Consider the following 22639-nt stretch of genomic DNA (forward strand, 5'->3'; position numbering starts at 1 on the left):
CTCCAATATTCGCTGGGAAAAGCTTCCGTTTTTTGCCACGATGGACTTCGGGCAAAGGACATCTGAATGACCAAGAAGAATATCGCCGACTATCAATCCCATTTGCAAGACGTTCTGGACGCTCCGGAAGGCGCGCATATCGCCGCCCTGTTCGATTTTGATGGCACGATCATCGCTGGTTATTCGGCCACCGCGATGCTGTGGGAGAAAATCAAACGGCGGGAAATGACCGCCGAAGAAGTCGTCGAAACGATCAACGTGATGGCACAATATACTACCGGAAATATGGGCTTTTCTGGGCTGATGACCGGCGCTGCGAAATTCATGAAGGGCGTCACCGAAGAAAGCTATTTCGAATTTGGCGAAGAGCTTTACGCAAAATATATCGCGCGGAAAGTCTATCCGGAAGCGCGGGCGCTGATTGAAGCCCATCGCGCCAAGGGCCATACGATTGCCATCGTCTCGTCCGCGACGATCTACCAGATCGAAGCAACCGCCCGCGATCTCGATATCGAGCATGTGCTTTGCTCGCAATATGAAGTCGAGAATGGCGAGTTTACCGGCAATATCATCCGGCCTCTATGCTTTGGCGAAGGCAAGGTGATTGCAGCCGAAGGCCTTGCTGCGGAATATGGCCTGGATCTCGACAACAGCTATTTTTATTCCGACAGCTATGACGATATCGAATTGCTGGAACGGGTCGGCAAACCGCGACCGCTGAACCCCAATGCAAAATTGCGCGACGTGGCGCGGGAAAATGACTGGCCGCTGGAGAAATATGAGAGCCGGGGGCAGGGCAAGCCGGTGGACTATGTGCGGACTATCTATGCCACAGGATCGCTGATCGGCTCGGCGATTGCGTCGCTGCCGATCTGGGCGCTTACGGGATCTCAGCGTGAAGCGATGAATTTTTCGACCGGCCTGTTCGGTGATATCGCGACCGCATTGACCGGCTGCGAGCTGGAAGTGACCGGCGAAGAGAATCTGTGGACGTCGCGGCCCTGTATTTTTGTCTTCAACCATCAGAGCAAGGCGGATGTGATGATTCTCGCCAAATTGATCCGCAAGGATATGGGCGGGGTGGCCAAGAAGGAGGTTCGCGATACGCCGGTGATCGGCAAGCTGATGGAACTGGCTGGAACAGTGTTCATTGACCGTGCCAATGCACGGAGCGCGATCAAGGCAATGGCGCCATTGATTGATGCGATCAAGATTGACGGAAAATCGATCGTTATCGCTCCGGAAGGTACGCGAACCCTTTCGCCGAAACTGGGTCCGTTCAAAAAGGGCGCCTTCCATATGGCGATCCAGGCCGGCGTACCGATGGTTCCGATCGTTATTCACAATGCCGGCGATGTTGCTCCGAAAAACGAATTTCTGATGCGCCCGGCAAAGGTCCGGGTCGATGTTCTGCCGGCGGTAGACACTAGCAATTGGTCGGTACGGACGATCAGCGAACATGTTGCAGAAGTGCGCGGCATGTTCCTCGAGGCTCTTGGACAGGGGGAAGAAGAGGAGGCACTCGAAGCGCTGATCAACGAGGAGCGGACGCCGGTAAAAAAGACCGCCGGTACCAAGCGATCCGCGACGCCAGATGCCGTAGCAAAAAAGCCGGTAGCCAAGAATAAGGTTGCGGGTAAGAAGCCAGCGGATAGCAAAAAGCCGCTGGCGAATAAATCCGTTGCCAAAAAGCCCGTAAGTCGATCTATCTCGGCAAAGAAGTCAACCACAGCAAAGCCGGAAAAAGTTCAAGCGGCGGAATAAGCTGAAGTCAGGGAGCCGGAATGAAAGAAACAATGCAAATAGCAGAATCCGGGCCCTTGTTGGCGAAAGGTCCCAAGCTATTTGTTATCGACGCGCGCAATGGTGTCGAACGGCGCTATCTGCTTGACTGGCTCCGCAAAACCGTCGCCGAGGATGCGGCTGGCGAGAAACTGAACTGGGTCTCGCTGCCCCTGTCCGATGAACGGGCCAAATTGCGCCTCGGACCCTTGGGTGAAAAGCTGAAGGAAAATCCGGATACTCTGGTGATCCCGGTGCGTATTGCCTGGCGTATTCCCAATTTCGAAAAAAGCCGTGCGGTCAAAATGCGTCATGTCATTTTCGGGGATCCGCGAAACCCGGGCAGTTTTCGTGCCCGGTCCATTCTCTTGCGTAACAAGCGCCGCGCCCATTGCCTGACCGGACAACCTGCGACAATCGGCGAACTCAAGCAGCGCTTTGCCGAGGTCAGCAAGGATTATGACCAGACCGACAATGCGGAATTGTCAGCCTTTGTCGTGCGACAGGCTGGTCTGGTGCTGGATATTTCCGAACGCGAATTGCGGGGGCGGCGCTACAAGGTACCCCGGCATGTGGCAGACGGTTTGCGCAGCGATGCCCGTTTCCGGGCCGCGATGACAAAGCTTTCGACTGATCTGGGTAAGAGCGAAGTGGAGCTCTACGAACAAGCCGCAAAATATATGAAGGAGCTGATCGCCCGGCCCAGTCCCATGTTCATCGACATGAAGGCAAAACTCGACCGGTTCATGTTGTCGCAGGGCTATGAGGACAATGTGGTTTTTGATCGCAAGGAGCTGACCCGGTTGCGCCAGACGATGCGGGACCATCCGACCTTGCTGCTGTTTACCCACAAAACCTATATCGACGGTGTCACCGCCACCGATCTTGCCTATCAGAACGACTTGCCGCTCATCCATTTGTTCGGCGGCATCAATCTGGATTTTTTCGGTCTGGGCTTCATGTTGCGCCGCGCCGGGACTATCTTCATCCGGCGGAGCTTCGAGAATAATCCCGTCTACAAGCTCGTCTTGCGCTACTATGTCAGCTATCTGCTCGAGAAACGTTTCCCGATGACCTGGGCCTTTGAGGGCACGCGCTCCCGGCTCGGCAAGCTGATGCCGCCACGCTACGGTTTGCTCAAATATGTAATGGACAGCGCCCACAGCAACGATATCGAAAATGTGCATATCATCCCCGTCGTCACCAGTTTCGACCTGATCCGCGATGTCGAGGAATATGCCAGCGAGCAGACTGGCCGGATCAAGAAGCCGGAATCTTTGAGCTGGTTCATCGGCTATCTTCGCAGCCTGCGGGAACCGATGGGCAAAGTCTATGTCGACTTTGGCGAACCGGTAGTTATCAAAAAGGCACCCAATCCGAATGACCGGCTGGCCTTGTCGAAAATGGCATTTGAGGTCGCGGTACAGGCCAATCGGGCGACGCCGCTGACGCTGACTTCGCTGATGTGTCTGTGCCTGCTCGGCACGGCGCCGAGAGCAATGACCGAAGTCGAACTGCGCGCAGTGATAAACTTTCTCGTCGGCTGGGCCCGCGAGCGAGACATCCGGTTGAGCGACGATCTCACGGACAAGAATCTTGAAGGTGTCCAGCGCGTTATAGAGACATTGGTCAATAACGGGTTGCTCGTCCGCTATGACAAGGGGCCAACGCTGGTTTACGCGATCGAACCCGATCAACATCCGATTGCCAGCTATTATCGCAACTCGATTATCCACCATTTCCTCGACAAGGCAATCATTGAGCTGTCGATTTTGAAGGCGCGGGAAGTTGATGACCGAAAGGCAGCAGATGTGTTCTGGGAAGAGACCGATCGTCTTCGGGATTTGTTCAAGTTCGAGTTTTTCTACCCGGAAAAGCAACAATATCGGGAAAATCTGAAAGCAGAATTGCAACGGGCCGATCCGGATTGGCAGACGAAGCTCGAGGACGGGGGCGTAAAACTCGCCAGTCTCACCAACCGCTTCCAGCCGCTAATCGGCCATGCGGTATTCTTGCCGTTCGTCGAGGCTTATACGATCGTGCTGGATATCCTGTCACGGCTGGAACCCGGCCAAGCGATAGACAAGAAAAGTTGTGTGGCAATGGCGTTGAAAGAAGGGCGGCAGGCCTATCTGCTCCGCCGGATCACCAGCGAGGCCTCGATTGGTAAAATCCTGTTTGAAAACGGCTTTAAAATGGCTGCAGGTCTCGGCCTGACCGGCGAAACCACGCCCGAAATTGTTGCCGAACGAAAAGCATTGTTGCGGAAGTTCAGGGCGCTTTCGCGCCGTATGGAAAAATCGCGGCTCGAATTGCTGACACTGGCCGACAGGATATTCGAATGACGCGGCCGCCGAAAGGACATTATAAATGACCGAGCAGAGCAACATAAGTCAGCTGAGTGCACAGGACGCCCAGTTCCTGTATATCCAGTCTGCCACCAATCTTACCCATGTGATGGCGGTCTATATCTATGATCCGTCCACTGCGCCTGGCGGGAAGGTAAGGTTCAAGGACATTATCGAACATATGCGCAAGCGCATGGATGTCTCGCCGATGTTCAAACGAAAATTATACCGGCTGCCGATGGATATCGATCACCCTTATTGGGTGAAAGACGAACATTTCGATCTGGAAGCGCATATTTCGCATGGCCGGTTGCCGGAGCCGGGCGACTGGCGGCAATTCTGTATTCACGTCGCTCGCCATCACAGCAAACCTCTGGATATGACCCGGCCACTGTGGGACATGTATGTGCTGGAAGGTCTCGATAATATTCCCGGCTATGCCAAGGGCAGCTACACCATATTGACGCGGATCCACCATTCCACCATCGACGGTGTCTCCGGCGCGCATTTCTTCGCGGCGGTTTCGGACAAGGACCCGAAAGGAACGCCTGCGATCCCGTTGCCGGAAGGCGAACCGGCAACCAATGATCTGCCGACAACGTCCGAGATATTGAGCCGCGCGATCAACAGTACGGTCACGTCACCGGTGAAATTGGCCCAGGCATTGCTGAAATTTGCGCCTGCACTTCTGTCATCGGCACAAAAGTCCATGACCGGCGGTAACGAGGAAACGGCAACCGGTGTTCCGCAGACCCGCTTCAACGGTCCGGTTACCCCCCATAAAATGTTTGATGCGGTCACCTTCGACCTCGACGAACTGAAAAAAATGCGTCTCAAAGTGAGCGATGCGACCATAAATGACGTGGTTCTGGCGATCTGCAGCGGTGGCTTGCGCCATTATCTGGCCAAGCATAAGGAGCTTCCGAAAGATTCTCTTGTCGCGGTCGCGCCTGTCAACGCCCGCAGCCGTTCGGGTGATGAAACCAATCCCGGCAATAATATATCGGCTATGACGATCAAGATCTGGTCGAATATCGCCGATCCTGTCAAACGCCTCGAAGCGATCAGGGATACTACGCGCGAAACCAAGGCGGCAAAATCCGGGCTGAGTGCGCGGATCATGACCGATCTGACCAAACATATCCCCGGGGTCACCATGGCGGGCGTGGCTCGCATTCTGACCGACGAACGGTTTGCTCCGAAAATGAGCAATTTGATGGTTTCGAACGTCCCAGGGCCCCAGATTCAGCTATATATGAACGGCGCGAAGCTGACCCATCAATATGGCTTGGCGCCGCTGGCACACGGAATGGGCCTGTTTATCGCTACGCCGAGCTACAACGGAACAATCTCTTTCAGTATCATCTCGGATCGAAAAATGATGCCCGACGTTGAGTTTTTCCGAGAATGCCTGCAAAGAGCCTTCAACGAACTGCGAGATGCCAAGCCTAATGCCGGTGCTCGTCAGACCAAAAAGACGACGGTAGCGGTTAAAAAGCCGGTAACGCCCAGAGATGGTTCGGTAATGTATCGACGGGTTGCCAGGAAACCCAGAACGGTTGCTGCAAAAGCAAGCGGCGGTGGCAAGCCGAAAGTGAAATAGGGAGCGGATAGATTGCGCGACGCCCGATTCCCGGGGGACGGCAAATACCATGCATAATTTTGGTGGAAGAGTGAACCGACGATGATCCTGAACACGACTTTGAAGATGGAAAAAGCCATGGCACAGGCCAAGAGCTATTCCGAATGGTCGAAAGCAGCGAAAGCGCACGATAAATCCACTGGAATCGACATTTGGAAGTCATCTGACGAGAGTAAGCATTTTGATCACAAGTCGATCCGCCGCCGTCTGAAACGCCTCTCGCGACTCTGGAAAGCGCAGGATAATGCAGGTCTGCTGTATGCCCTGAACGAAGGTATCCACGGTAATATGGACGGAATGGGCCATGCCCGCCTCCACCAGAAAGCAAAATTCGGTACCAAGCAGCTCATTCAGGATTATGTCGACGCGATTGTAAATTCACTGGAATATCTGGCCAGTGACAAGGTGACCGACATCCCGTTCGAAGAAAAGCTCGATTTCTTTCGCCGGGCGCAGCATTGCTACGGACGATCAGCTTTCCTGATGAGTGGCTCGGGTGCTTATCTCTATTTTCATGTCGGCGTTGCAAAGGCGCTTTGGGAAGAAGGATTGCTACCCGATATCATGTCCGGTTCCAGCGGGGGCTCGGTCGTTGGCGCATTGATCAGTACGCATGCCGACAAGGAAATACCGCCATTTTTTAAACCGGAAAACCTGACGCTCGGTACGGATCACGAAGACGAAGGGCAGGGCGGCTTTCTGGGCGGCCCCAGTCGTATGCGAGCAGATGAAATACGGCAGCGTCTGACAGACTTGCTACCCGACCTGACATTTCAGGAGGCTTATGAGCTTACCGGCCGCCATCTCAACGTTTCGATCGCTCCGGCTGAAAAACACCAGACGTCGCGCCTGTTGAACGCCATCGCATCGCCCAATGTCTATATTCGCGAAGCGGTTCTGGCTTCTTGCGCGGTTCCGGGCATCTATCCGCCGGTAACATTGGCCGCAAAAAACCATCGCGGCGAGCGGGTTCCCTATCTGCCCAATCGCAAATGGGTTGACGGTTCGGTAACGCATGACCTGCCGGTAAAAAGGCTCGCGAGGCTTTACGGGGTCAATCACCATATTGTCAGTCAGGCAAATCCATTGGTCACGCCGTTTGCGACCGATTTCAGCCAGAAACGTAACCCGCTCTCCTCGATCCGCAATGCGTCGACAGCCACCATGAAAGCATGGTTCAACGCCAATGTGGAAATGATGCAGAAACCGCTATCCTATTTTCCGCGCCTGAACAGCATGGCGAATATGGCGCTGTCGGTGATCAACCAGGACTATACTGGCGATATCAACATCATCCGCCCGACCATGTTCTGGGGGCCATCAAAAATTTTGAGCAACCTGCCGGTTGAGGATATTGCCGAATTGATCCAGCTTGGCGAGCGCACGACATGGCCGAAAATCGAGATGGTGCGGACCCAGACCAAGATTAGCCAGACGCTTGACCGGATCTTGTTCAAATTTGAAAATGAACTGGCACATGATCACGAATTGGTGGTGAAGAGGAAAATTGCTTGAGACAGGAAGACGGGAAACTCCTGCTTCCGCCGGAATCGAAGGCGGCGGGTGCGCAAATTTATTGGAAGAAATGGCTGCCTGACGGCAAACCCAAGGCACTGGTCCTGCTTGTTCACGGTTATGCAGAACATTCGGGGCGATACCAATATTTTGCAAAACATTGTCTCGAAAGGGGCTATGCTGTCTATGCCATGGACCATTGGGGCCATGGAAAATCCGATGGGACTCCCGGTTTTGTACCCGACTTTTCGGTATTCCACGACGGCGTTGACCAGCTGTTGGCCAGAGCCGAGCAGGATTTTCCAGATTTACCGGTGATGCTCGTGGGGCACAGCATGGGCGGATTGATCAGCGCCACCTATCTGCTGTCGAACCAATCCAAATTTGCCGCCTGTGTCCTGTCCGGACCTGCCGTTAAAGCGGCGGAAGAGCCTTCCGCGTTCCTGAAAGCCATAAGCGGTTTATTGTCCCGCTTCTTTCCCAAACTGGGTGTGCTTGAACTGGATCCGAATGGAGTCAGCCGCGATCCCGAGGTTGTCGCCGACTATCTCGCTGATCCGCTCGTCTATAATGGCAAAATGGGTGCCCGGCTGGCTGCTGAAATGCTCGGCAATATGACCAGAATTCAGGAGAATTCATGGCAGATTTCACTACCGATGCTCCTGCTGCACGGTGGCAAGGACAGTCTGGCTGCGGCTGAAGGATCGAAATATCTGGATAGCCATATTGCCTCGATCGACAAGTCGCTCAAAATCTATCCGGAATTATTTCATGAGATTTTCAACGAGCCGGAAAAAGACGAAGTCTTGAATGATATGACCGACTGGCTGGATAAGCGCTTGTCGGCAAACAAGGGGTAACAGCAAGCCATGAATATATTGATCACAATCGTGGGAATTATCATGGTGGCGCTAATTGCCATCTATGTTCTGTTCCCGCGTGTCTTGTTCGGCTTTTTCCGCGATGCCCTGCGCAGACGGGGCAAGTTGACGGTGAAGTCGATCAAGGTAGGCGATATGCTCTGGCCCTATCTTGAAGGCGGCTCCCCCGGCGCCGAACCGCTGGTGCTGCTGCACGGTTTTGGCGGTGACAAGGATAATTGGGCGGCTTATGCGCCCGAGATTGTCGGAAAATACCGGCTGATTGCTCCCGACCTCCCGGGGTTCGGAGAAAATATCCGGGATATTGACCGGGATTATGACATGGCTACGCAAGCATCACGCGTGCGCGACTTTCTGGATGCGATGGGTATCGAGAAATGTCACATCGGCGGGAACAGCATGGGCGGTTTCGTGTCGCTGCGCTTTGCGCTGGATTATCCGGAACGCCTGATCTCGATGACCCTGTTCAACAATGCTGGTGTCATCGGAGCCAATGAGAGCAAGCTTCAGAAAGAGGCTCAAGAAGGCAAAAATCCGCTCGAGATCCACAGTCCCGACGATGTGAAGCGAATGCTCGCATTCGTAGCGCACAAGCCGATGAAGCTACCCGGGCAAATCCGGAAAATTTTCTATGAAGATTTCGCCGTGCATCGGGAGTTGCTCGACAAGATTTTCTGGACTTTGGTCGATGATGGCACGGCCAAACCGCTGAACGATCAACTTGATCAGGTTAAGGCACCGACCCTCATCATATGGGGCCGGCATGACCAGTTGATCGATGTCAGTTGCGTCGACGTACTTGAAAACGGTATCCCCAACTCAGAATCGGTCGTTTTTGAAGATGTCGGTCACATCCCGATGATCGAAAATCCCAAGGGCACCGCCAAGCATCATCTGGAGTTTCTTGCAAAACACTGAAAATCCCTTCAGTCTAGTCCGGATGGATTTCCGTTAGAGGATTCACCAACGAAGGGATGTTTATGGAGTTGAAAGTCGGATTGCTGGGTGGCGGGTCGTGGGGAACGACGGTTGCGTCTCTGGTTTCACGAAATGCGCCGATAAAGCTTTGGGCGCGAGATCCGGAAACCGTCAGCGATATCAACGACAATCACTGCAACAGCAAATATCTGCCGGGCGTCAAATTGCCACCGGCTGTGACCGCGACGTCGGAAATTGGCGAGGCTGTGTCCGGCGCCGATGTGCTCGTCATGGGAATACCCTCGAGCAGTTTTCGCAGCGTGCTGGAAGAAGCAAAGCAATATCTCCGGCCATGGGTGCCCGTTATCAGCCTGACCAAGGGACTGGAACTGGCAACGAGCAAGCGAATGACGCAGGTCATTGAAGAGGTCCTTCCCGGGCATCCGGTTGGCGTTTTGACCGGTCCCAATCTGGCCCGTGAAATCATGGCGGGGCAGGCGGCCGCCAGCGTGATCTCGATGGAAGACGAGATTATCGTGAAACAGCTGCAGCAGCTTTTCCACTCGGGCCTGTTTCGCGTTTATACCAACACCGATCTGCTCGGTTGCGAGCTGGGTGGTGTGCTCAAGAATATCATCGCCATTGCAGTCGGCATGGGCGATGGTCTGGGTGCCGGCGACAATACCCGGTCCGCATTGATCACCAGAGGGCTGGCCGAAATCACCCGATTGGGGGTGGCGATGGGCGGCAGGCCGGAAACATTTTCCGGTCTTACCGGCATGGGCGATATGATTGCGACCTGCACCAGTCCGTTGAGCCGCAACCGTCATGTTGGCGTCGAGCTGGGCAAGGGGCGCCATATCGATGAAATCATCGATGAAATGCTCATGGTGGCAGAAGGCGTCAAAAGCGCGCCGACGGTCATTGCTCTGGCCAAGAAATATGGTGTCGCCATGCCGATCGCCGAGGATGTTTTCGAAGTTACCAAAGGTAATCGTTCCGCTGTGCGGGCGTTTCGCGGACTGGTAAATCAATCGGCCGGGGCGGAGTCAGACGCGGGTTGAGACGATTGATTTTGATCGGGATGTTAACGCCCGAAATGATTGTTAACTATAATTATGGCGTGAAAAAACTGTGTCATTTTTGATGACGTTAACTATTTTGCTCGGTCTTTTTCCTACTCAAATGACTCAAAGATAAGAAAATTTCCGAGTCAATTAAGCATGTTAAGAAATCTTCTGGGTTTTACTTGCTTTGAAATGGGGCATCCCATAAAATTCGATAGCGTAGGCAGGGGATTTTGTTAGGCTGAGTATCGTCGGGCACCTTTGTCACGCAGGGAGTATAGTATGGAGTTTCGCAGTCACGCGGCCAATGATGCGAAAGAGAATCTGCCGGTTGAGGCGGAGGATTTGCTAATCCATTCGGCATCCATTTCCAATCCAGATATTTTCAGCAAACAGTTCAACGAAATCGAACTGCGCTTTGATCGTTCCGACGAAATATTCTGGTGTTACATGAACCAGACATCCCGACCGAGTTACACCTATGAATTGGGAGAGGAAATCCAGCAGGTCCAGGACTGGATACACTCCAACTATGCGATGGACGGATCACAGAGATCAGACCCGTTGCGCTATTTTGTCTGCGGATCCCGTACGCCGGGTATCTATAATCTCGGTGGCGACTTGAAACATTTTGCCGATTGTATCCGTCGCCGCGATCTCGGATCACTGAAAAAATACGCACGCACCTGCGTCCATATGCAATATGAGAATAGCACCGGCTTTGGTGCGCCAATCATTACCATGGCTCTGGTGCAGGGGGATGCGCTGGGTGGCGGTTTCGAGCATGCGCTGGCTTTTGACATATTGGTTGCCGAAAAAAGCGCACGATTGGGCCTTCCGGAAATATTGTTCAATCTTTTCCCGGGTATGGGCGCCTACAGTTTTCTGCGTCAGCGGCTTGGTCGCAAGGATACCGAACGGTTCATCCTCGAGGGCAAGCTGTTCACCGCGACCGAGCTTTATGACATGGGTGTCGTCGACATATTGGCAGAGGACGGCATGGGCGAGGCCGCGATCGTCGAATATACCAAGGAAAATCGCAGGCGCTACCATGCTGAACGTGCTGTCTATCGCGCCCGAAAAATTGCAAGTCCGGTGAGCCTTGAAGAGCTTCTGGAAATTACCGATACATGGGCCGAAACCGCGCTTTATCTTGAAGAAGCGGACGTCAGGAAGATGGAGCGTCTGGCAACAGCGCAAGACCGCCGGATTCAGCGGTCGTTGCGGGCGGTCTGACGATCAACCGGATCGACTGCTGTGATTCCGGCAATCCGATCGTTGTGACTATTTGTCGAAATGCGGTTCAGGCAATCAGCAATATCGGCAACTTGCTGTTCGATCTTTGCCAGATATTCAAACCGTCGATTCTTGAAATCTCGTTCGCCGATCACTTCAAGCTTTGAGCAGGACTCGACGAGATAGGTCGCACCGACATTCGCGGCGCCACTCTTGAACGCATGGGCGTGGAAACGAAAGTCATCGACCGATTGCTCGTCGACCGATTTCCTGAATGCAATCAGGATCTCGGCGGCATCCTCCAAATAGGCTTCGATAATGGATTGGACGAAAGCCTCGTCTCCAATCGAGAGAAGATAATCCAGCTGAGCCGGATCGATGGCCGGAACGCCGGATCTGCTTGTCTGACCGTCAATACTGGTGACCACTTCCAACGGATCGGAGTGGGGGTTGTCTGGCACCTGATCAGCAATATTGACCGTTTGTGAAGCTATAACTTCAAGCAATTCATTCGCCTCGATCGGTTTTGTCATTCGCAGATCCATACCCGCATCAAGACATTTCTTTTCCGTATCCTCGGTCGAATCCGCTGTCAGCCCGATGATCGGAATATGCTTGCGCGGTCCTTCGATCTGACGCCAGAGCCTGCAACATTCAATGCCGCCCATGACGGGCATGTTCACATCCAGGAACACAATCTCGAACGACCCTTTTTCGAGCTCTTCGAGCGCTTTCTCGCCGTCGGCAACGATGGTAACTTCGTGACCCGCATTGGCCAGAATTGTTTCGAGTACCATCTGGTTCGTCCGATTGTCGTCCGCTATCAGCACCCGGACGGGTCGACCCTGACCAAATTTGGTGTCGGCACTTGGTTCCGACGGAGGGTGTCGCCCCCCGGAATCGGCGAATGAACAACCGATCTGGACTGCGCTGCGAATAGCGCTGAAATCTGAACCCGCAGGGAGAAGCGTCGCGAAGGCCGCCCGTAATTGGAGGTCTGTCAGATTTTTCTTTTTGCCTTCGGTGAGCAGAACCGGCGGAAGTTTGGCTTCTCGAAACGCAGACCACATCGGCGATCCGTCATCATGTTCGCTCGCAATGGCATCATCCAGCAGGGCAATGTCATAGAATCCGCTATCAAGTTCTTCGAGAATTTTTGTGATGTCGTCTGCCGCGTGGCACTGGATATGATCAATTATTATCGGCTGATGGTCGGCATTGCAGATGACCGGTACATGTTCATCGCGGGTTAGCGCTAGAATTCTGACGCTATCCTCGTCGGAGCTTTGCTTGTCAGTTTCCGGAGTTTCGGCTGGAAACACCAGGGTAAATGTGCTGCCTTCGCCGAGTTCGCTCTCGACAGAAATATGTCCGCCCATTTGCGTGGCCAATTTATGGCAAATAGCCAATCCGAGCCCGGTTCCGCCGAACTCGCTCGCTATCGTATCATCGGCCTGATGGAAAACATCAAAAATTTTCTGATGGGCTTCCTTTGGAATGCCGGGACCGGTGTCGGTCACCGACAGCCACATCTGCCCAGGCTCATTCTCCGGGCCGAAACCACATTTCATGGTAATTGACCCTGATTCGGTGAATTTTACTGCGTTGCTGGTCAGATTGATAAGTATGTTGCGAATATAATCGAGTTGACCCTTGATGATTTTATTGCTGTGGGGCTCTGCTTGCAGCACGATCTTGAGGTTTTTCTCGTCGGCGGCAATCTGCATGATCTCGCGAACCTCGGAAAGCACGTCGACAAGGGAGAATGACTTTGGCTCGGGCAGTTCATCGCGAGAATCGGATTGCGCGAAGTTCAGCAACTGATTGATCAGGTGCAGCAAATGTCGTCCCGCAGATACACTGGTCGCGACCATCTGATGCTGTTTTTCCGGCAGCTTCATGTCCAGAAGATGGGTGCCGTAACCGATGATGGCATTCAGCGGAGTCCGTAATTCATGACTGATGCTGGCAAGGAACAGGCTTTTCGCCTTGCTCGCCTCCTCAGCTTCCTCTTTGGCCTGGGAAATTTTGGTGATTAAAGTGGAGCAATATGCCGGTATCACCAGCAATCCGACCAGAAGACCGATCGATAATGATGGGCTATTGCGCCAGAATTCGACGGTATAGATGGTCAACCCGAATGCAATTGCCGCCATCGCTGAAGCGAGGAACAACCAAAACACCCCAAAACGAAAGCCGTTTCCGAGAATCACCCAGAGCATTAGCGGGTATACGGCTGCAACACTCTCGCTGCCGATCTGGAATAGAAAGGCTGCTGCACCAAAATCGGTGCAGAGTCCCATGAATCGCCGCACGCTCGAAGGCTTCCGGTGAACGTGATAGGCAATTGCGATCGTCACACTGGCAGCGAAATAGACGCCGAAACCAATGATCAATCCGGTAGGTGCGCTCAAGATTGCGCAAGCCGACCATGCCAGAACAACCAATATGATCCGGTTCTTGATCATTTCATGTTCCCGATCACGGACCTGGCCATCCATGCCAAAATGCGGGTCTATGGGATGATTATGCGAGTTCGGCGACCCGCGCGATGTTCGGGATAACATGTTGGTTAGCCTTCGGCCGATCGAATCGGTAGATGGCTCTTCCGTCCGTCAAACAATTTGCGGAGATCTTCGGCCCGTTGCGGGCGGGCAATCTGGAACCCCTGGATCTCATCGCAGCCGGACACCCGCAACAATTCCAATTGGGCATCGTTTTCAACGCCTTCCGCGACCACCCGCATACCCAATGCGTGGGCCAGATGGGCGATGGTTCCGATAATCGCCCGGTCAGCCGCACTATGTTCGATGCGCGATATAAATGTGCGATCAATTTTGAGGCAATTGGCGGGCAGATCCCGCAGATATTGCAGGGAGGAATAGCCGGTCCCGAAATCATCAATCGAGATTCCAACGCCATGGCTGCGAATACGTTGAAGCGTTGCCCTGACTTCTTCATTATTGTCGATCAGCAGCTCTTCGGTGATTTCGATGGTGATTTTGGAAGGTTCAATGCCATTGGCTTTGATACTGGCCAGCAATTCATCGCAAAGATTGTTATTTTGAAATTGTCTCGGTGACACGTTGATTGCGACGCGTGGCAGATCAATGCCCTGGACCGCATGGGCCTTGATTTCGCGACATACTTCGCCAATCACCCAGTTGCCCAGCAGATCCATGAGGCCGCTGTCATCGGCCACGCGGATAAACTGGATCGGAAGCAATCGTCCCCGAACGGGATGATCCCATCTGATGAGGGCTTCCAGGCCGACATATTCGAGCGTTTGGGCGTCCACGATGGGTTGATATTCGAGTGAAAACTGGTTCTTGACGAGCGCGTCACGCAATTCACTCTCGAGTGCGGCATCGGCTTGCGCAATTTCGTTCATATCTTCCGAGAAGAAGCGATGACAGTTCCGGCCATTGGCCTTGGCATCATACATGGCGAGGTCGGCCATGCGCAGAACTTCTTCATATTCATCCCCGTCGCCGGGGATGAGGCTTACGCCGATAGATGCGCTGATAACCTGGCCGACGCCGCTGATTGCATATGGTTCGTTGATAGAATTGAGAATTTTGGCGCAGCGTGAGTTGATCGAATCAATGCTTTCGAACTTGCTGAATATAATGGCGAATTCATCACCGCCGATCCGTGCTGCAAAATCGTCGGGGCCAATGACCTTGGAAATCCGATCTGCGACTTCCCGCAACAGGGCATCACCACTATGATGGCCGCGCGTATCATTGATGACCTTGAAACGGTCGAGATCAAGCAGCAATAATGCCGCCTCGCTATTCGCTTTTTTGCAGTGATCAATGGTGGACTTCACATTCTCGGCAAGCAGTACCCGGTTGGGCAGGCCGGTCAGCATGTCATGCAATGCCAAGTGGGTCCTGTGCTCCTCGGCAAATTTCCGGGCCGTTATGTCAACCGCGGTTGTCAGAACGCCAATCGCTTCCCCCTTGTGGTTGAGCAGAGGAGATTTGTTGCAGTGAAAAATCAGATCGACACCATCACTGGTGATCTTTTCTTCATAATGGGGAATGGCAAGGCCGGATTTCAGCACAAGTTCATTTCTGCGACGGGAATTGGCGGCCAGAGTTGGTTCGAAAAACGCCGCGAAATCCGCGCCAACCATTTCATCCGGATCCTTGTCGAACAAGGCTGCTTGATAGGCATTTGTGAACAGGCAATTGCCCGAACGATCTGTCGCGTTGATCATGATCGGGATCGTGTCGATAATCTGCTCGAGCATACTTTTGCCCGATGGGCCGTCATTTGACGTTGTTTCACCGACAGCAGCATGCTTGCGTTCAATTTCCGATGCACGCTGACGCAGCGTAACACTTTTCTTGCTCTTCGTCAGCAGGGACAGGGCGCGACTGCAGAATTCGACATGGGAAACGGGGCTTTGCAAAAAGTCCGTCGCGCCCGCATCGAGGGCAGCAAGCCGGCATTCGCGATCCTGATGAGCGGTGATGACAATGGCCGGAATTTCGCTGACACCGGGCATCATCCGGACTTTCCGGATAAATTCCGCACCGTTCATTTGCGGCATACGGTAGTCAACCACCATCAAATCCGCTTGGTTGTCACGCAACCAATGCAGCGCCTCCACAGGGTCAGCATAAGTGATGGCGGAATATTTCTCCCCCATCAACGTAACAAACTGAGCATAAATCCTCAGGTTCGTTGGCCGGTCATCGACTATCAAAACGCGCGTGTTCATAGCGTTATGGACTACAGCCCTATGTTCAAGATAAGGTTAACGCCCGATTATGAAATTATATCCTTACAATTCAATAGATTAGCGGATATTCGCCATGATCGGGAGTAATATCGGCTATTCCACAGGCCGATATGCTGTCTCGCAACCGTTACAATGCGGGAAATCAAGGCTTGAACGGCGAATCAGTCATGCAAGGTATCTCAAGCACGCACTGGATCAAGTGCCGCTATGGAAATACCGACGATCCGGGCCACTGGCATTGCTTTATTTTGCGATTTTGGGTTAAGGTATCGAAGCTTTTTTGGGGATGGGGCGCAGTCTCCAAAATAGCTTTCCTTCGTCGCAAGATCGGCGAAAATATGCTGTGACGTTGCAGTCAGTTCATGGGGGAATAATCAATGATCCGGATAGGGTTCTTGATGATCATATGTATGGCGTCAATCTGGCCCACGATGGCCGACGCCAAACGTGTTGCGCTTGTCATTGGCAATTCTGCCTATGTTAACACCGGCTCGCTTCCCCATCCTGTAAATGATGCCAATATTGTCGCTGATTCAGCCCGCAAAGCGGGTTTCGATGATATTACTGTAGCGCTGGATTTGACGGTCAACAGCTTTCAGCGTGAGCTCCTGACCTTTCAGGAAAAAGCCAGGGGCGCCGAAGTCGCCATGATCTATTATGCCGGCCATGGTATGGAGGCACAGGGCAAAAACTGGCTCATACCAATTGATGCGAAACTGCAGGCCGCGGTGGACCTTCACGATGAAACAATCGACCTTGATCGAATGGCGGGGTCGGTCTCGGGTGCCCAAATCGGGATGGTGGTACTGGATGCATGTCGTAAAAATCAATTCGGCAAGGGGTGGGCTTCCGGAACCCGGACTATCGCACAAGGGTTAGCCGAATTTGATGCCGATGGCGTGTTGATCATTTATGCGGCAGCACCCGGACAGATCGCAACCGAAGGGAGCGGTTTCAATTCTCCCTTCGCGGAATCGCTGGCCAAACGTCTGCCGGAACCAGATTTGCCGATTCAGATGTTGGCCGGTCTCGTCCGTGATGATGTGCTGGCGGCGACCGGCGGCAGCCAGCGCCCGTTCATGAGCGCAGATATCACGGGTACAGCAATTTATCTGGTGCCAACGATCGCGGCGGAATCGCAAACGGTTGCGGCACGATCTCCGGTTTCGAAACCCGCTTCCTCGCAGTCACTTCCGGTCGCTAGCGAGCCTGTTCCGGCAGGGAACAGTCTTGCGGGAACCGCAGCTTCTGTACCGTCGGGGTTGCCAGAACGTTCTAGTGCAACACCCGATCCTGGTCCAAGGCCGGAATCCGAACTGGCTTATGTCCCGCCAACGACAGCAGAACCAGAATTACCGGCCTTGCCGGCGACACCGCTACTAGCCCAGGAAGGCTACCCGGACTGCAGGGAGAGCCACCAGGTTTTTGAAATGCCCTTCGACAAGGCGGAAGACATAAACCAGTGCACGGTGAAACTGGACAAATATTATAGCGAGGTCCTGACCCCGTTCCGCGAACGGATGATCCAGCATCAAGAAGCGATCTCCAAACTTTATGTCGATAAGGTCGGCGGGAATATGCAATATTCTCCCAAAAGCCAGGATGGCTTTTACGAGAGGATGATGAAAGAACATGCGGATTCCGATCCTGCGGGGCGCAATCTGGCTGATTACCGGGCGGCTGAAGCGCGATATCAAAAGGATCGGGAATATCTGCAGGACCGTTTCTGCTTCAATACCGGATGCGGCGGCTATCCTGTACCGGAGTTTGACGTGAAACTCGCCCTAGCGCAGCCGAAGCTAAGAATGGACCGGTCAGCCGGGATGTCGGAGGGTTCGGGGCAATCTGATAGCGCCGAGAAAGCCGTCGACGAGGGGAAGAATAAGAAGGCAAAGAAGAAAGCAAAGTCCGGTTCCAAAAATTGCAAGGGTGCAAGGACCGGTGGCGGACTGTTTGGCGGATTGCTGGGCGGTGTGATCGGCGATGCGGCCGGACTTGGTAAGGTCGGAACATTGATCGCCGGCGGTGTAGGCGCCGTGCTCGGTGCCGAGCTTGCCTGCCAGCTCGATGAGAAGGAACAGGAAAAAGCGGCCGAAGCGACGATGACCATTGTCGAGAAAGAAGAGGTCGGTGCAGTTGCAACATGGCAGAGCCCGACCCGGGCCGACGTGTCGGGTTCCTCAACGGTGACGGCACTGGTGGCTGAACCTGATGGCCGGAAATGCCTGAGCATCACCGATGTTGCGATCATCGATGGCGAGGAAACCAAAATAGCCAAGCAGATGTGCCGCGGTCCCGGAGAGAAAAATTACTCACTGATGGCGTGACCTGTCCGGGAGCTTAAAATAGCCGCAAATCACTCTCCCAAGTTGATGGTCGGGAAGAGAGGACCCCCGACCAAGAAATTTCATCTATTGCCATCAACGAGAAACCGCAGAATGCCGATGGCTTTTACTCTATCAACATGTTTGAATCAGATTAGGTGCACAGTCATGCGCACAATTTGTGCGTAATCTGTCATCTGCGTTTTTTCCATTAAACACTGAGTTTTGATCCTAAGGGAGGCTACTTCTGAATGGTAATAATCAGGGGGCATTTGAATGATCATGTCTGGACGACCGCTATTAGGCCGATAGCGGAATAGCGGTTCATGAAAATTATCGAATGACTTCGACAAACCCCTCTATCGGCAGCGTCACAAAAGCGAGAGTGTGTTCAAGCGCCTCAAAGATTGGCGAGGCATCCAAACCCGTTATGATCGCTGCGCTCACGCATTCTTGTCCGCAATCGCTATCGCAGTTACCTTCATCCTCTGGCTCAGTTAATGAGCACTGATCCTAAGTTGCACCCCCGCCTATACCCCGATTTCGGAAAGCTGTATTTTCCCTTGCTTTGCGCCTAATTGTCGTCATTCCGCAGGCATAAAAGGACTATTGATTTTTATTATCCCGCTTTTGCGGATTCCCGGTCGGCGACCTTCTTTTCCTGAGCGCCCGTGACGGAAATGCGGAAGTCCTCGTCCTTGTCCATGCCGAGAGGCTTGCGGGCGAACCCGGCGAGGCGCTTCTCGATATTATCTTCGGAGAGCTCCTCGCCCTCCAGTGGTCTGGTCGAATCATGATCGTCTTCGGGAGGTAGGAACTGCATGGCGCCGATGCAGTCGCGACCGATTTCTATGATGTTCTGACTGCGTAACCAGCTTGCGACCAGGATCAGATTTCGAAGAACCGCTACAAGTCGGCGATGTCGGCTGGCAAGAAGCCGCACTATTGCATCTCCGAGGTCGCTGGCCGTCATTTCGTGGAGACAGCGAAGAAGGCCGGTATGGACTCTGCGATGATCGTGGGTGCCATTCGCAGCATTCCCGAACGGGTCGACAAATGGGTTGTTGGTCCATGTTTGTGACATAGGAGGCGACTAGATCAGTAGCGACGAGATTACAAATAGCTCTGCAAAAGGGCGGATATTGAAACCCGGTTCGTCAAACCGGAGTCGCTCCGGTCGTCGATCGTGATCACGGCCCGATGTCGACTGATTCAGGGATTTTTGGGAATAGCTCATCCGCTAATCTATCGGGAGGAGTTTTCGTGTCCGGTGAGCGGATAGTGGCGGTTTGTCTTGCTGCGTCCGCGGGATTTCTGATGCAGGTTACGATCTACCGTAGATTGTGAGAATATAGCTATTTCCGAAGAACAACCCGACGCATGGACCTCCACCGCGCGATGGCTGCACTGGACCGCTGCCATCGCGATTCTGGTGCTTGTGCCGGCGGGTTATATCATGGCGAATTCATATGGAAATCCGGACCCCGATGTCCATAGGGTCCATATCCTGGCCAGCCAGGTGCATCAGACTCTCGGGCTGCTGTTGATCGCTCTCGTGATCTTCCGCCTTTTCTGGCGACTGCGGCATCCGGCACCAGCTCTGCGTGCGGCCATGCCTGACTGGCAATTGCGACTGGCCCGCATTGTCCAATGGGCGCTTTACGGTTTTTTGCTCGCTATTCCGCTGCTCGGCTGGGCGGCTTTGTCATCACTGGCCGATGTGCCTGGCTTCGGTCCGACCCAGATCTGGTTTTTCGGCCATGACGGATTTGGCGCAGCCGGTATGATCCCGCGAATAGTGCCGCCGGTGCCATATGACGCGCCGCAATTACTCAGCTATTCATCGATCGCTTCCGCGCATCGCTGGCTCGCCTATATCGCAGGCGGAATATTGACCTTTCACATATTAGGAGCATTGCGGCATCACTTCATCTTGAAAGATAATGTGCTGCGGCGGATGCTGGGAATGAAAATATGAATGAACAGAAGACCATCCACCTGCCCCTGATCGAGGCCAATGCGGGAGCATTGGCGCCGTTCGGGCAGATTATCGGCAGCGCCAGCGGTGTAAAGCCGGTAGCCGTCGACTTCTACAAGGGCGCGGTGGCGATGTCCTATCCGGTGAAATTCGAATGCGAACATCCGGTCGAAGTGTCGCTTGCCAATCTCGGCAGGCGGCTGGGCGAAGTCCGCTATATGGAGAGGCATTTCCAGCATACGCAGGCGTTTATTCCGCTCGGTGGCAAGCCGTTTGTCGCTGTCATGGCACCGCCGAATGACGACGAATTGCCTGACCTCGCGTCAGTAAAAGCCTTTTTGTTCGACGGATCCGCAGGCTTCCAGCTGAATCTGGGCACCTGGCATGAATTCCCCTTTGCGCTCGAGCCTGAAACAGAGATGATCGTTCTGCTATCGAGTCAGACCGGCTATGATCTGAAATCCAAGGATGCGGTGACCGAAGAAGCCTTCGGCCCCGATCTGGACAAAAAGGATATCGCCGCGCGCACAGGCACATTGTTTCAGTTTGATTTAAAGGAGTATATTGATGGTTGAGCGCAAAAATCAGGATCGGACAAGTCGGTCCAAAGGCAGCCAACCGGTGCTTTTTGAAGATGAAAGGCAGGATGCTCTGGCCAGCATGGTAATGTCGCTTCTGGGTGAAGTCATGGTTCTCAAGGACCGGCTTGACGCCAACGAGCGGATGCTGGAAGCTGTTGGCATGCACGGCCCTGACGATGTTGACCGGTTCGTCCCCGATGCTGATGTTAGCCAGCATCGCGGCGCGTATCGGCAAGCCATATATGATCGTGTGCTTGGTAGTGCACTGGAACGCCTGCTGCCGGAATCTCTGACGGAGCAAAGCGCATATGACGGCGTTGTAAACGAAGTGGCATCTGACTGACCTAATTAGTGGCGAAAGGAATTACCCAATGCAGAAACAGCTAAACCATGAGCATTTTGGACATGCGGTTATGCCGCAGGCGACACATGACGAACAGGCGATGGAAGACCATTTTCTGGCAATGCGGGCCTGGACCAATCGCAATGTTGATCCGCTTGACCGCCGCTTGTTAGACGAGATAATCGTTCCTGAAGCGGAAGCGGCGACCGGCAAGAAGCCAACCAGCAGCGCACAAGTTCGCAAGTCTCTGGAAGCCCATCCTCTGCACCAATATTGGCTTACCCTTTCGCTTCATTATCAGGACCGGATCTGGCGCTCGATCGATGGTTCTATCGCCCGTCAATATGATGAACTGGCAGAAAAAGTAGAGCAGCAGACCAGCGCTCCTGTGGGGAGCCTGACGCTTGACCCGGACCTGGAGATCCCGCGCTATATTGGCGCGTTTGATCATCACCGGATGCCGGGCAGCTATACCGTTGATACGGCGGAAGATGATTTCCGTGCCGGTGCGCTTTATGACCGCTTCTCCTCCACCTATTTGCGAAATATGAACGGTGGCTGGAAAAATGATGGTCGGGGACACACGCTCGCCAGTCATATGAAGGACTTCTATCCCGAATTCGAGCCAAAGCGAATTCTTGATCTTGGCTGTTCGATCGGACAGAGCACCGTCGCCATCGCCAGCGCCTATCCGGACGCGGAGATTCAAGCGATCGATCTGGGCGCGCCGATGTTGCGCTACGGGCATGCAAGAGCCGAATCGATGGGCGTTCCCATACATTTCAGCCAACAGAATGCGGAATGTACCAATTTTGCAGACGGAAGCTTTGATCTGGTGACATCGTCGGCGATGTTCCACGAGACGTCCGCCAAGGGCATGCGCGCAATCATGCGCGAGTGCCACCGGCTGCTGCGTCCCGGTGGAATCATGTGCCATGTGGAAGTTCCGCCGCGGCACGAACATCTGTCCTTGTGGGACCAGATGCGCTGCGATTTTGAATCGCACTATAACAACGAGCCTTTCATGACCTCGCTTGCCCGCACCGATTGGGTCGAAGTAGCAGAAAAGGCTGGCTTCGAGCGCGACAAAGTCCTGGTGGGCTACCGCAAGGGCGTGCCAGCGCTGAAAGCCGACCGTAGTGATTTCTTTACCGAGGGGCATCCCGAAGGCAGAACCTTGCTGGGTAGCTGGTATGCCTGTTCGGCCGAAAAAACCTGAATATCATCTTCAGCAGAACGGCAGGGGAGCGACTGCATCCTCTGCCGTTCCA

At 53.7% G+C, this 22639-nt stretch carries 17 protein-coding genes and 1 pseudogene; 15 read left to right on the forward strand and 3 right to left on the reverse strand.

The features are described from left to right. The first annotated feature begins 66 nt into the window (after positions 1-66). From AACZ86_RS04650 to AACZ86_RS04685, 8 genes are all read left to right on the forward strand, one after another. On the forward strand, positions 67-1764 hold the full coding sequence (locus AACZ86_RS04650) for an HAD-IB family hydrolase (RefSeq protein WP_339689760.1): 1698 nt from the start codon (positions 67-69) through the stop codon (positions 1762-1764). Between the two features lie 32 nt (positions 1765-1796). Then, the gene (locus AACZ86_RS04655; protein WP_339689762.1) at positions 1797-4127 is read left to right on the forward strand and encodes a glycerol-3-phosphate 1-O-acyltransferase; all 2331 of its coding nucleotides are present in this window, start codon (positions 1797-1799) and stop codon (positions 4125-4127) included. A 25-nt stretch (positions 4128-4152) separates the two neighbouring features. Next, positions 4153-5733 (forward strand): wax ester/triacylglycerol synthase family O-acyltransferase, encoded by a 1581-nt coding sequence (locus tag AACZ86_RS04660; protein ID WP_339689764.1) that lies wholly within the window; start codon positions 4153-4155, stop codon positions 5731-5733. A gap of 81 nt (positions 5734-5814) precedes the next feature. Then, the gene (locus AACZ86_RS04665; protein ID WP_339689767.1) at positions 5815-7287 is read left to right on the forward strand and encodes a DUF3336 domain-containing protein; all 1473 of its coding nucleotides are present in this window, start codon (positions 5815-5817) and stop codon (positions 7285-7287) included. Beyond that, complete coding sequence (locus tag AACZ86_RS04670; protein WP_339689769.1) at positions 7284-8147, forward strand: lysophospholipase; 864 nt, start codon at positions 7284-7286, stop codon at positions 8145-8147. The genes AACZ86_RS04665 and AACZ86_RS04670 overlap by 4 nt, the downstream gene beginning before the upstream one ends. Positions 8148-8156: 9 nt before the next feature. Next, positions 8157-9086: an alpha/beta fold hydrolase gene (locus tag AACZ86_RS04675; protein ID WP_339689772.1), complete on the forward strand. Its 930-nt coding sequence runs from the start codon at positions 8157-8159 to the stop codon at positions 9084-9086. 62 nt (positions 9087-9148) lie between these two features. Continuing rightward, positions 9149-10150 carry an NAD(P)H-dependent glycerol-3-phosphate dehydrogenase gene (locus tag AACZ86_RS04680; RefSeq protein ID WP_339689775.1) on the forward strand — a complete coding sequence of 334 codons (1002 nt, stop codon included), beginning with the start codon at positions 9149-9151 and terminating at the stop codon, positions 10148-10150. 285 nt (positions 10151-10435) lie between these two features. Continuing rightward, on the forward strand, positions 10436-11389 hold the full coding sequence (locus tag AACZ86_RS04685; protein WP_339689777.1) for a crotonase/enoyl-CoA hydratase family protein: 954 nt from the start codon (positions 10436-10438) through the stop codon (positions 11387-11389). Here the strand turns inward: AACZ86_RS04685 and AACZ86_RS04690 are convergent. After that, a complete protein-coding gene (locus AACZ86_RS04690) occupies positions 11365-13956 on the reverse strand; it encodes an ATP-binding protein (protein ID WP_339689779.1) in 2592 nt (863 codons plus the stop codon). The genes AACZ86_RS04685 and AACZ86_RS04690 overlap by 25 nt on opposite strands. A gap of 5 nt (positions 13957-13961) precedes the next feature. Next, positions 13962-16121, reverse strand: coding sequence for an EAL domain-containing protein (locus AACZ86_RS04695; protein ID WP_339689782.1), 2160 nt, complete (start codon positions 16119-16121; stop codon positions 13962-13964). A 170-nt stretch (positions 16122-16291) separates the two neighbouring features. Here AACZ86_RS04695 and AACZ86_RS04700 point away from each other — a divergent pair, with 170 nt between their 5' ends. From AACZ86_RS04700 to AACZ86_RS04710, 3 genes and pseudogenes are all read left to right on the forward strand, one after another. Continuing rightward, positions 16292-16489: a hypothetical protein gene (locus tag AACZ86_RS04700; protein WP_339689784.1), complete on the forward strand. Its 198-nt coding sequence runs from the start codon at positions 16292-16294 to the stop codon at positions 16487-16489. A gap of 84 nt (positions 16490-16573) precedes the next feature. After that, a complete protein-coding gene (locus AACZ86_RS04705) occupies positions 16574-18469 on the forward strand; it encodes a caspase family protein (RefSeq protein ID WP_339689787.1) in 1896 nt (631 codons plus the stop codon). A 342-nt stretch (positions 18470-18811) separates the two neighbouring features. Continuing rightward, positions 18812-18967, forward strand: a pseudogene (locus AACZ86_RS04710) (IS5/IS1182 family transposase); the annotation flags it as partial. A gap of 118 nt (positions 18968-19085) precedes the next feature. Here AACZ86_RS04710 and AACZ86_RS04715 read toward each other — a convergent pair. Beyond that, positions 19086-19550 (reverse strand): hypothetical protein, encoded by a 465-nt coding sequence (locus AACZ86_RS04715; protein WP_339689790.1) that lies wholly within the window; start codon positions 19548-19550, stop codon positions 19086-19088. Between the two features lie 273 nt (positions 19551-19823). On the opposite strand from AACZ86_RS04715, the gene AACZ86_RS04720 reads away from it, so the two are divergent. The 4 genes from AACZ86_RS04720 to AACZ86_RS04735 are packed head-to-tail and all read left to right on the forward strand — an operon-like array spanning position 19824 to position 22587. Then, positions 19824-20444, forward strand: coding sequence for a cytochrome b (locus tag AACZ86_RS04720; protein ID WP_339690246.1), 621 nt, complete (start codon positions 19824-19826; stop codon positions 20442-20444). Continuing rightward, positions 20441-21019, forward strand: coding sequence for an ureidoglycolate lyase (locus tag AACZ86_RS04725; RefSeq protein ID WP_339689793.1), 579 nt, complete (start codon positions 20441-20443; stop codon positions 21017-21019). The genes AACZ86_RS04720 and AACZ86_RS04725 overlap by 4 nt, the downstream gene beginning before the upstream one ends. Next, positions 21012-21368 carry a hypothetical protein gene (locus tag AACZ86_RS04730; RefSeq protein ID WP_339689794.1) on the forward strand — a complete coding sequence of 119 codons (357 nt, stop codon included), beginning with the start codon at positions 21012-21014 and terminating at the stop codon, positions 21366-21368. The genes AACZ86_RS04725 and AACZ86_RS04730 overlap by 8 nt, the downstream gene beginning before the upstream one ends. A gap of 28 nt (positions 21369-21396) precedes the next feature. Further along, a complete protein-coding gene (locus AACZ86_RS04735) occupies positions 21397-22587 on the forward strand; it encodes a class I SAM-dependent methyltransferase (protein ID WP_339689797.1) in 1191 nt (396 codons plus the stop codon). Positions 22588-22639 lie beyond the last annotated feature (52 nt).

Origin of the sequence: uncultured Parasphingorhabdus sp., from assembly GCF_963975735.1 — a bacterium.
Taxonomy (GTDB): domain Bacteria; phylum Pseudomonadota; class Alphaproteobacteria; order Sphingomonadales; family Sphingomonadaceae; genus Parasphingorhabdus.

Coding starts and splice junctions, on each gene's coding strand:
- AACZ86_RS04650 (WP_339689760.1), top strand. CDS start 67: ATGACCAAGAAGAATATCGCCGACTATCAATCCCATTTGCAAGACGTT.
- AACZ86_RS04655 (WP_339689762.1), top strand. CDS start 1,797: ATGCAAATAGCAGAATCCGGGCCCTTGTTGGCGAAAGGTCCCAAGCTA.
- AACZ86_RS04660 (WP_339689764.1), top strand. CDS start 4,153: ATGACCGAGCAGAGCAACATAAGTCAGCTGAGTGCACAGGACGCCCAG.
- AACZ86_RS04665 (WP_339689767.1), top strand. CDS start 5,815: ATGATCCTGAACACGACTTTGAAGATGGAAAAAGCCATGGCACAGGCC.
- AACZ86_RS04675 (WP_339689772.1), top strand. CDS start 8,157: ATGAATATATTGATCACAATCGTGGGAATTATCATGGTGGCGCTAATT.
- AACZ86_RS04680 (WP_339689775.1), top strand. CDS start 9,149: ATGGAGTTGAAAGTCGGATTGCTGGGTGGCGGGTCGTGGGGAACGACG.
- AACZ86_RS04685 (WP_339689777.1), top strand. CDS start 10,436: ATGGAGTTTCGCAGTCACGCGGCCAATGATGCGAAAGAGAATCTGCCG.
- AACZ86_RS04690 (WP_339689779.1), bottom strand. CDS start 13,956: ATGTTATCCCGAACATCGCGCGGGTCGCCGAACTCGCATAATCATCCC.
- AACZ86_RS04695 (WP_339689782.1), bottom strand. CDS start 16,121: ATGAACACGCGCGTTTTGATAGTCGATGACCGGCCAACGAACCTGAGG.
- AACZ86_RS04705 (WP_339689787.1), top strand. CDS start 16,574: ATGGCCGACGCCAAACGTGTTGCGCTTGTCATTGGCAATTCTGCCTAT.
- AACZ86_RS04715 (WP_339689790.1), bottom strand. CDS start 19,550: ATGTCACAAACATGGACCAACAACCCATTTGTCGACCCGTTCGGGAAT.
- AACZ86_RS04725 (WP_339689793.1), top strand. CDS start 20,441: ATGAATGAACAGAAGACCATCCACCTGCCCCTGATCGAGGCCAATGCG.
- AACZ86_RS04730 (WP_339689794.1), top strand. CDS start 21,012: ATGGTTGAGCGCAAAAATCAGGATCGGACAAGTCGGTCCAAAGGCAGC.
- AACZ86_RS04735 (WP_339689797.1), top strand. CDS start 21,397: ATGCAGAAACAGCTAAACCATGAGCATTTTGGACATGCGGTTATGCCG.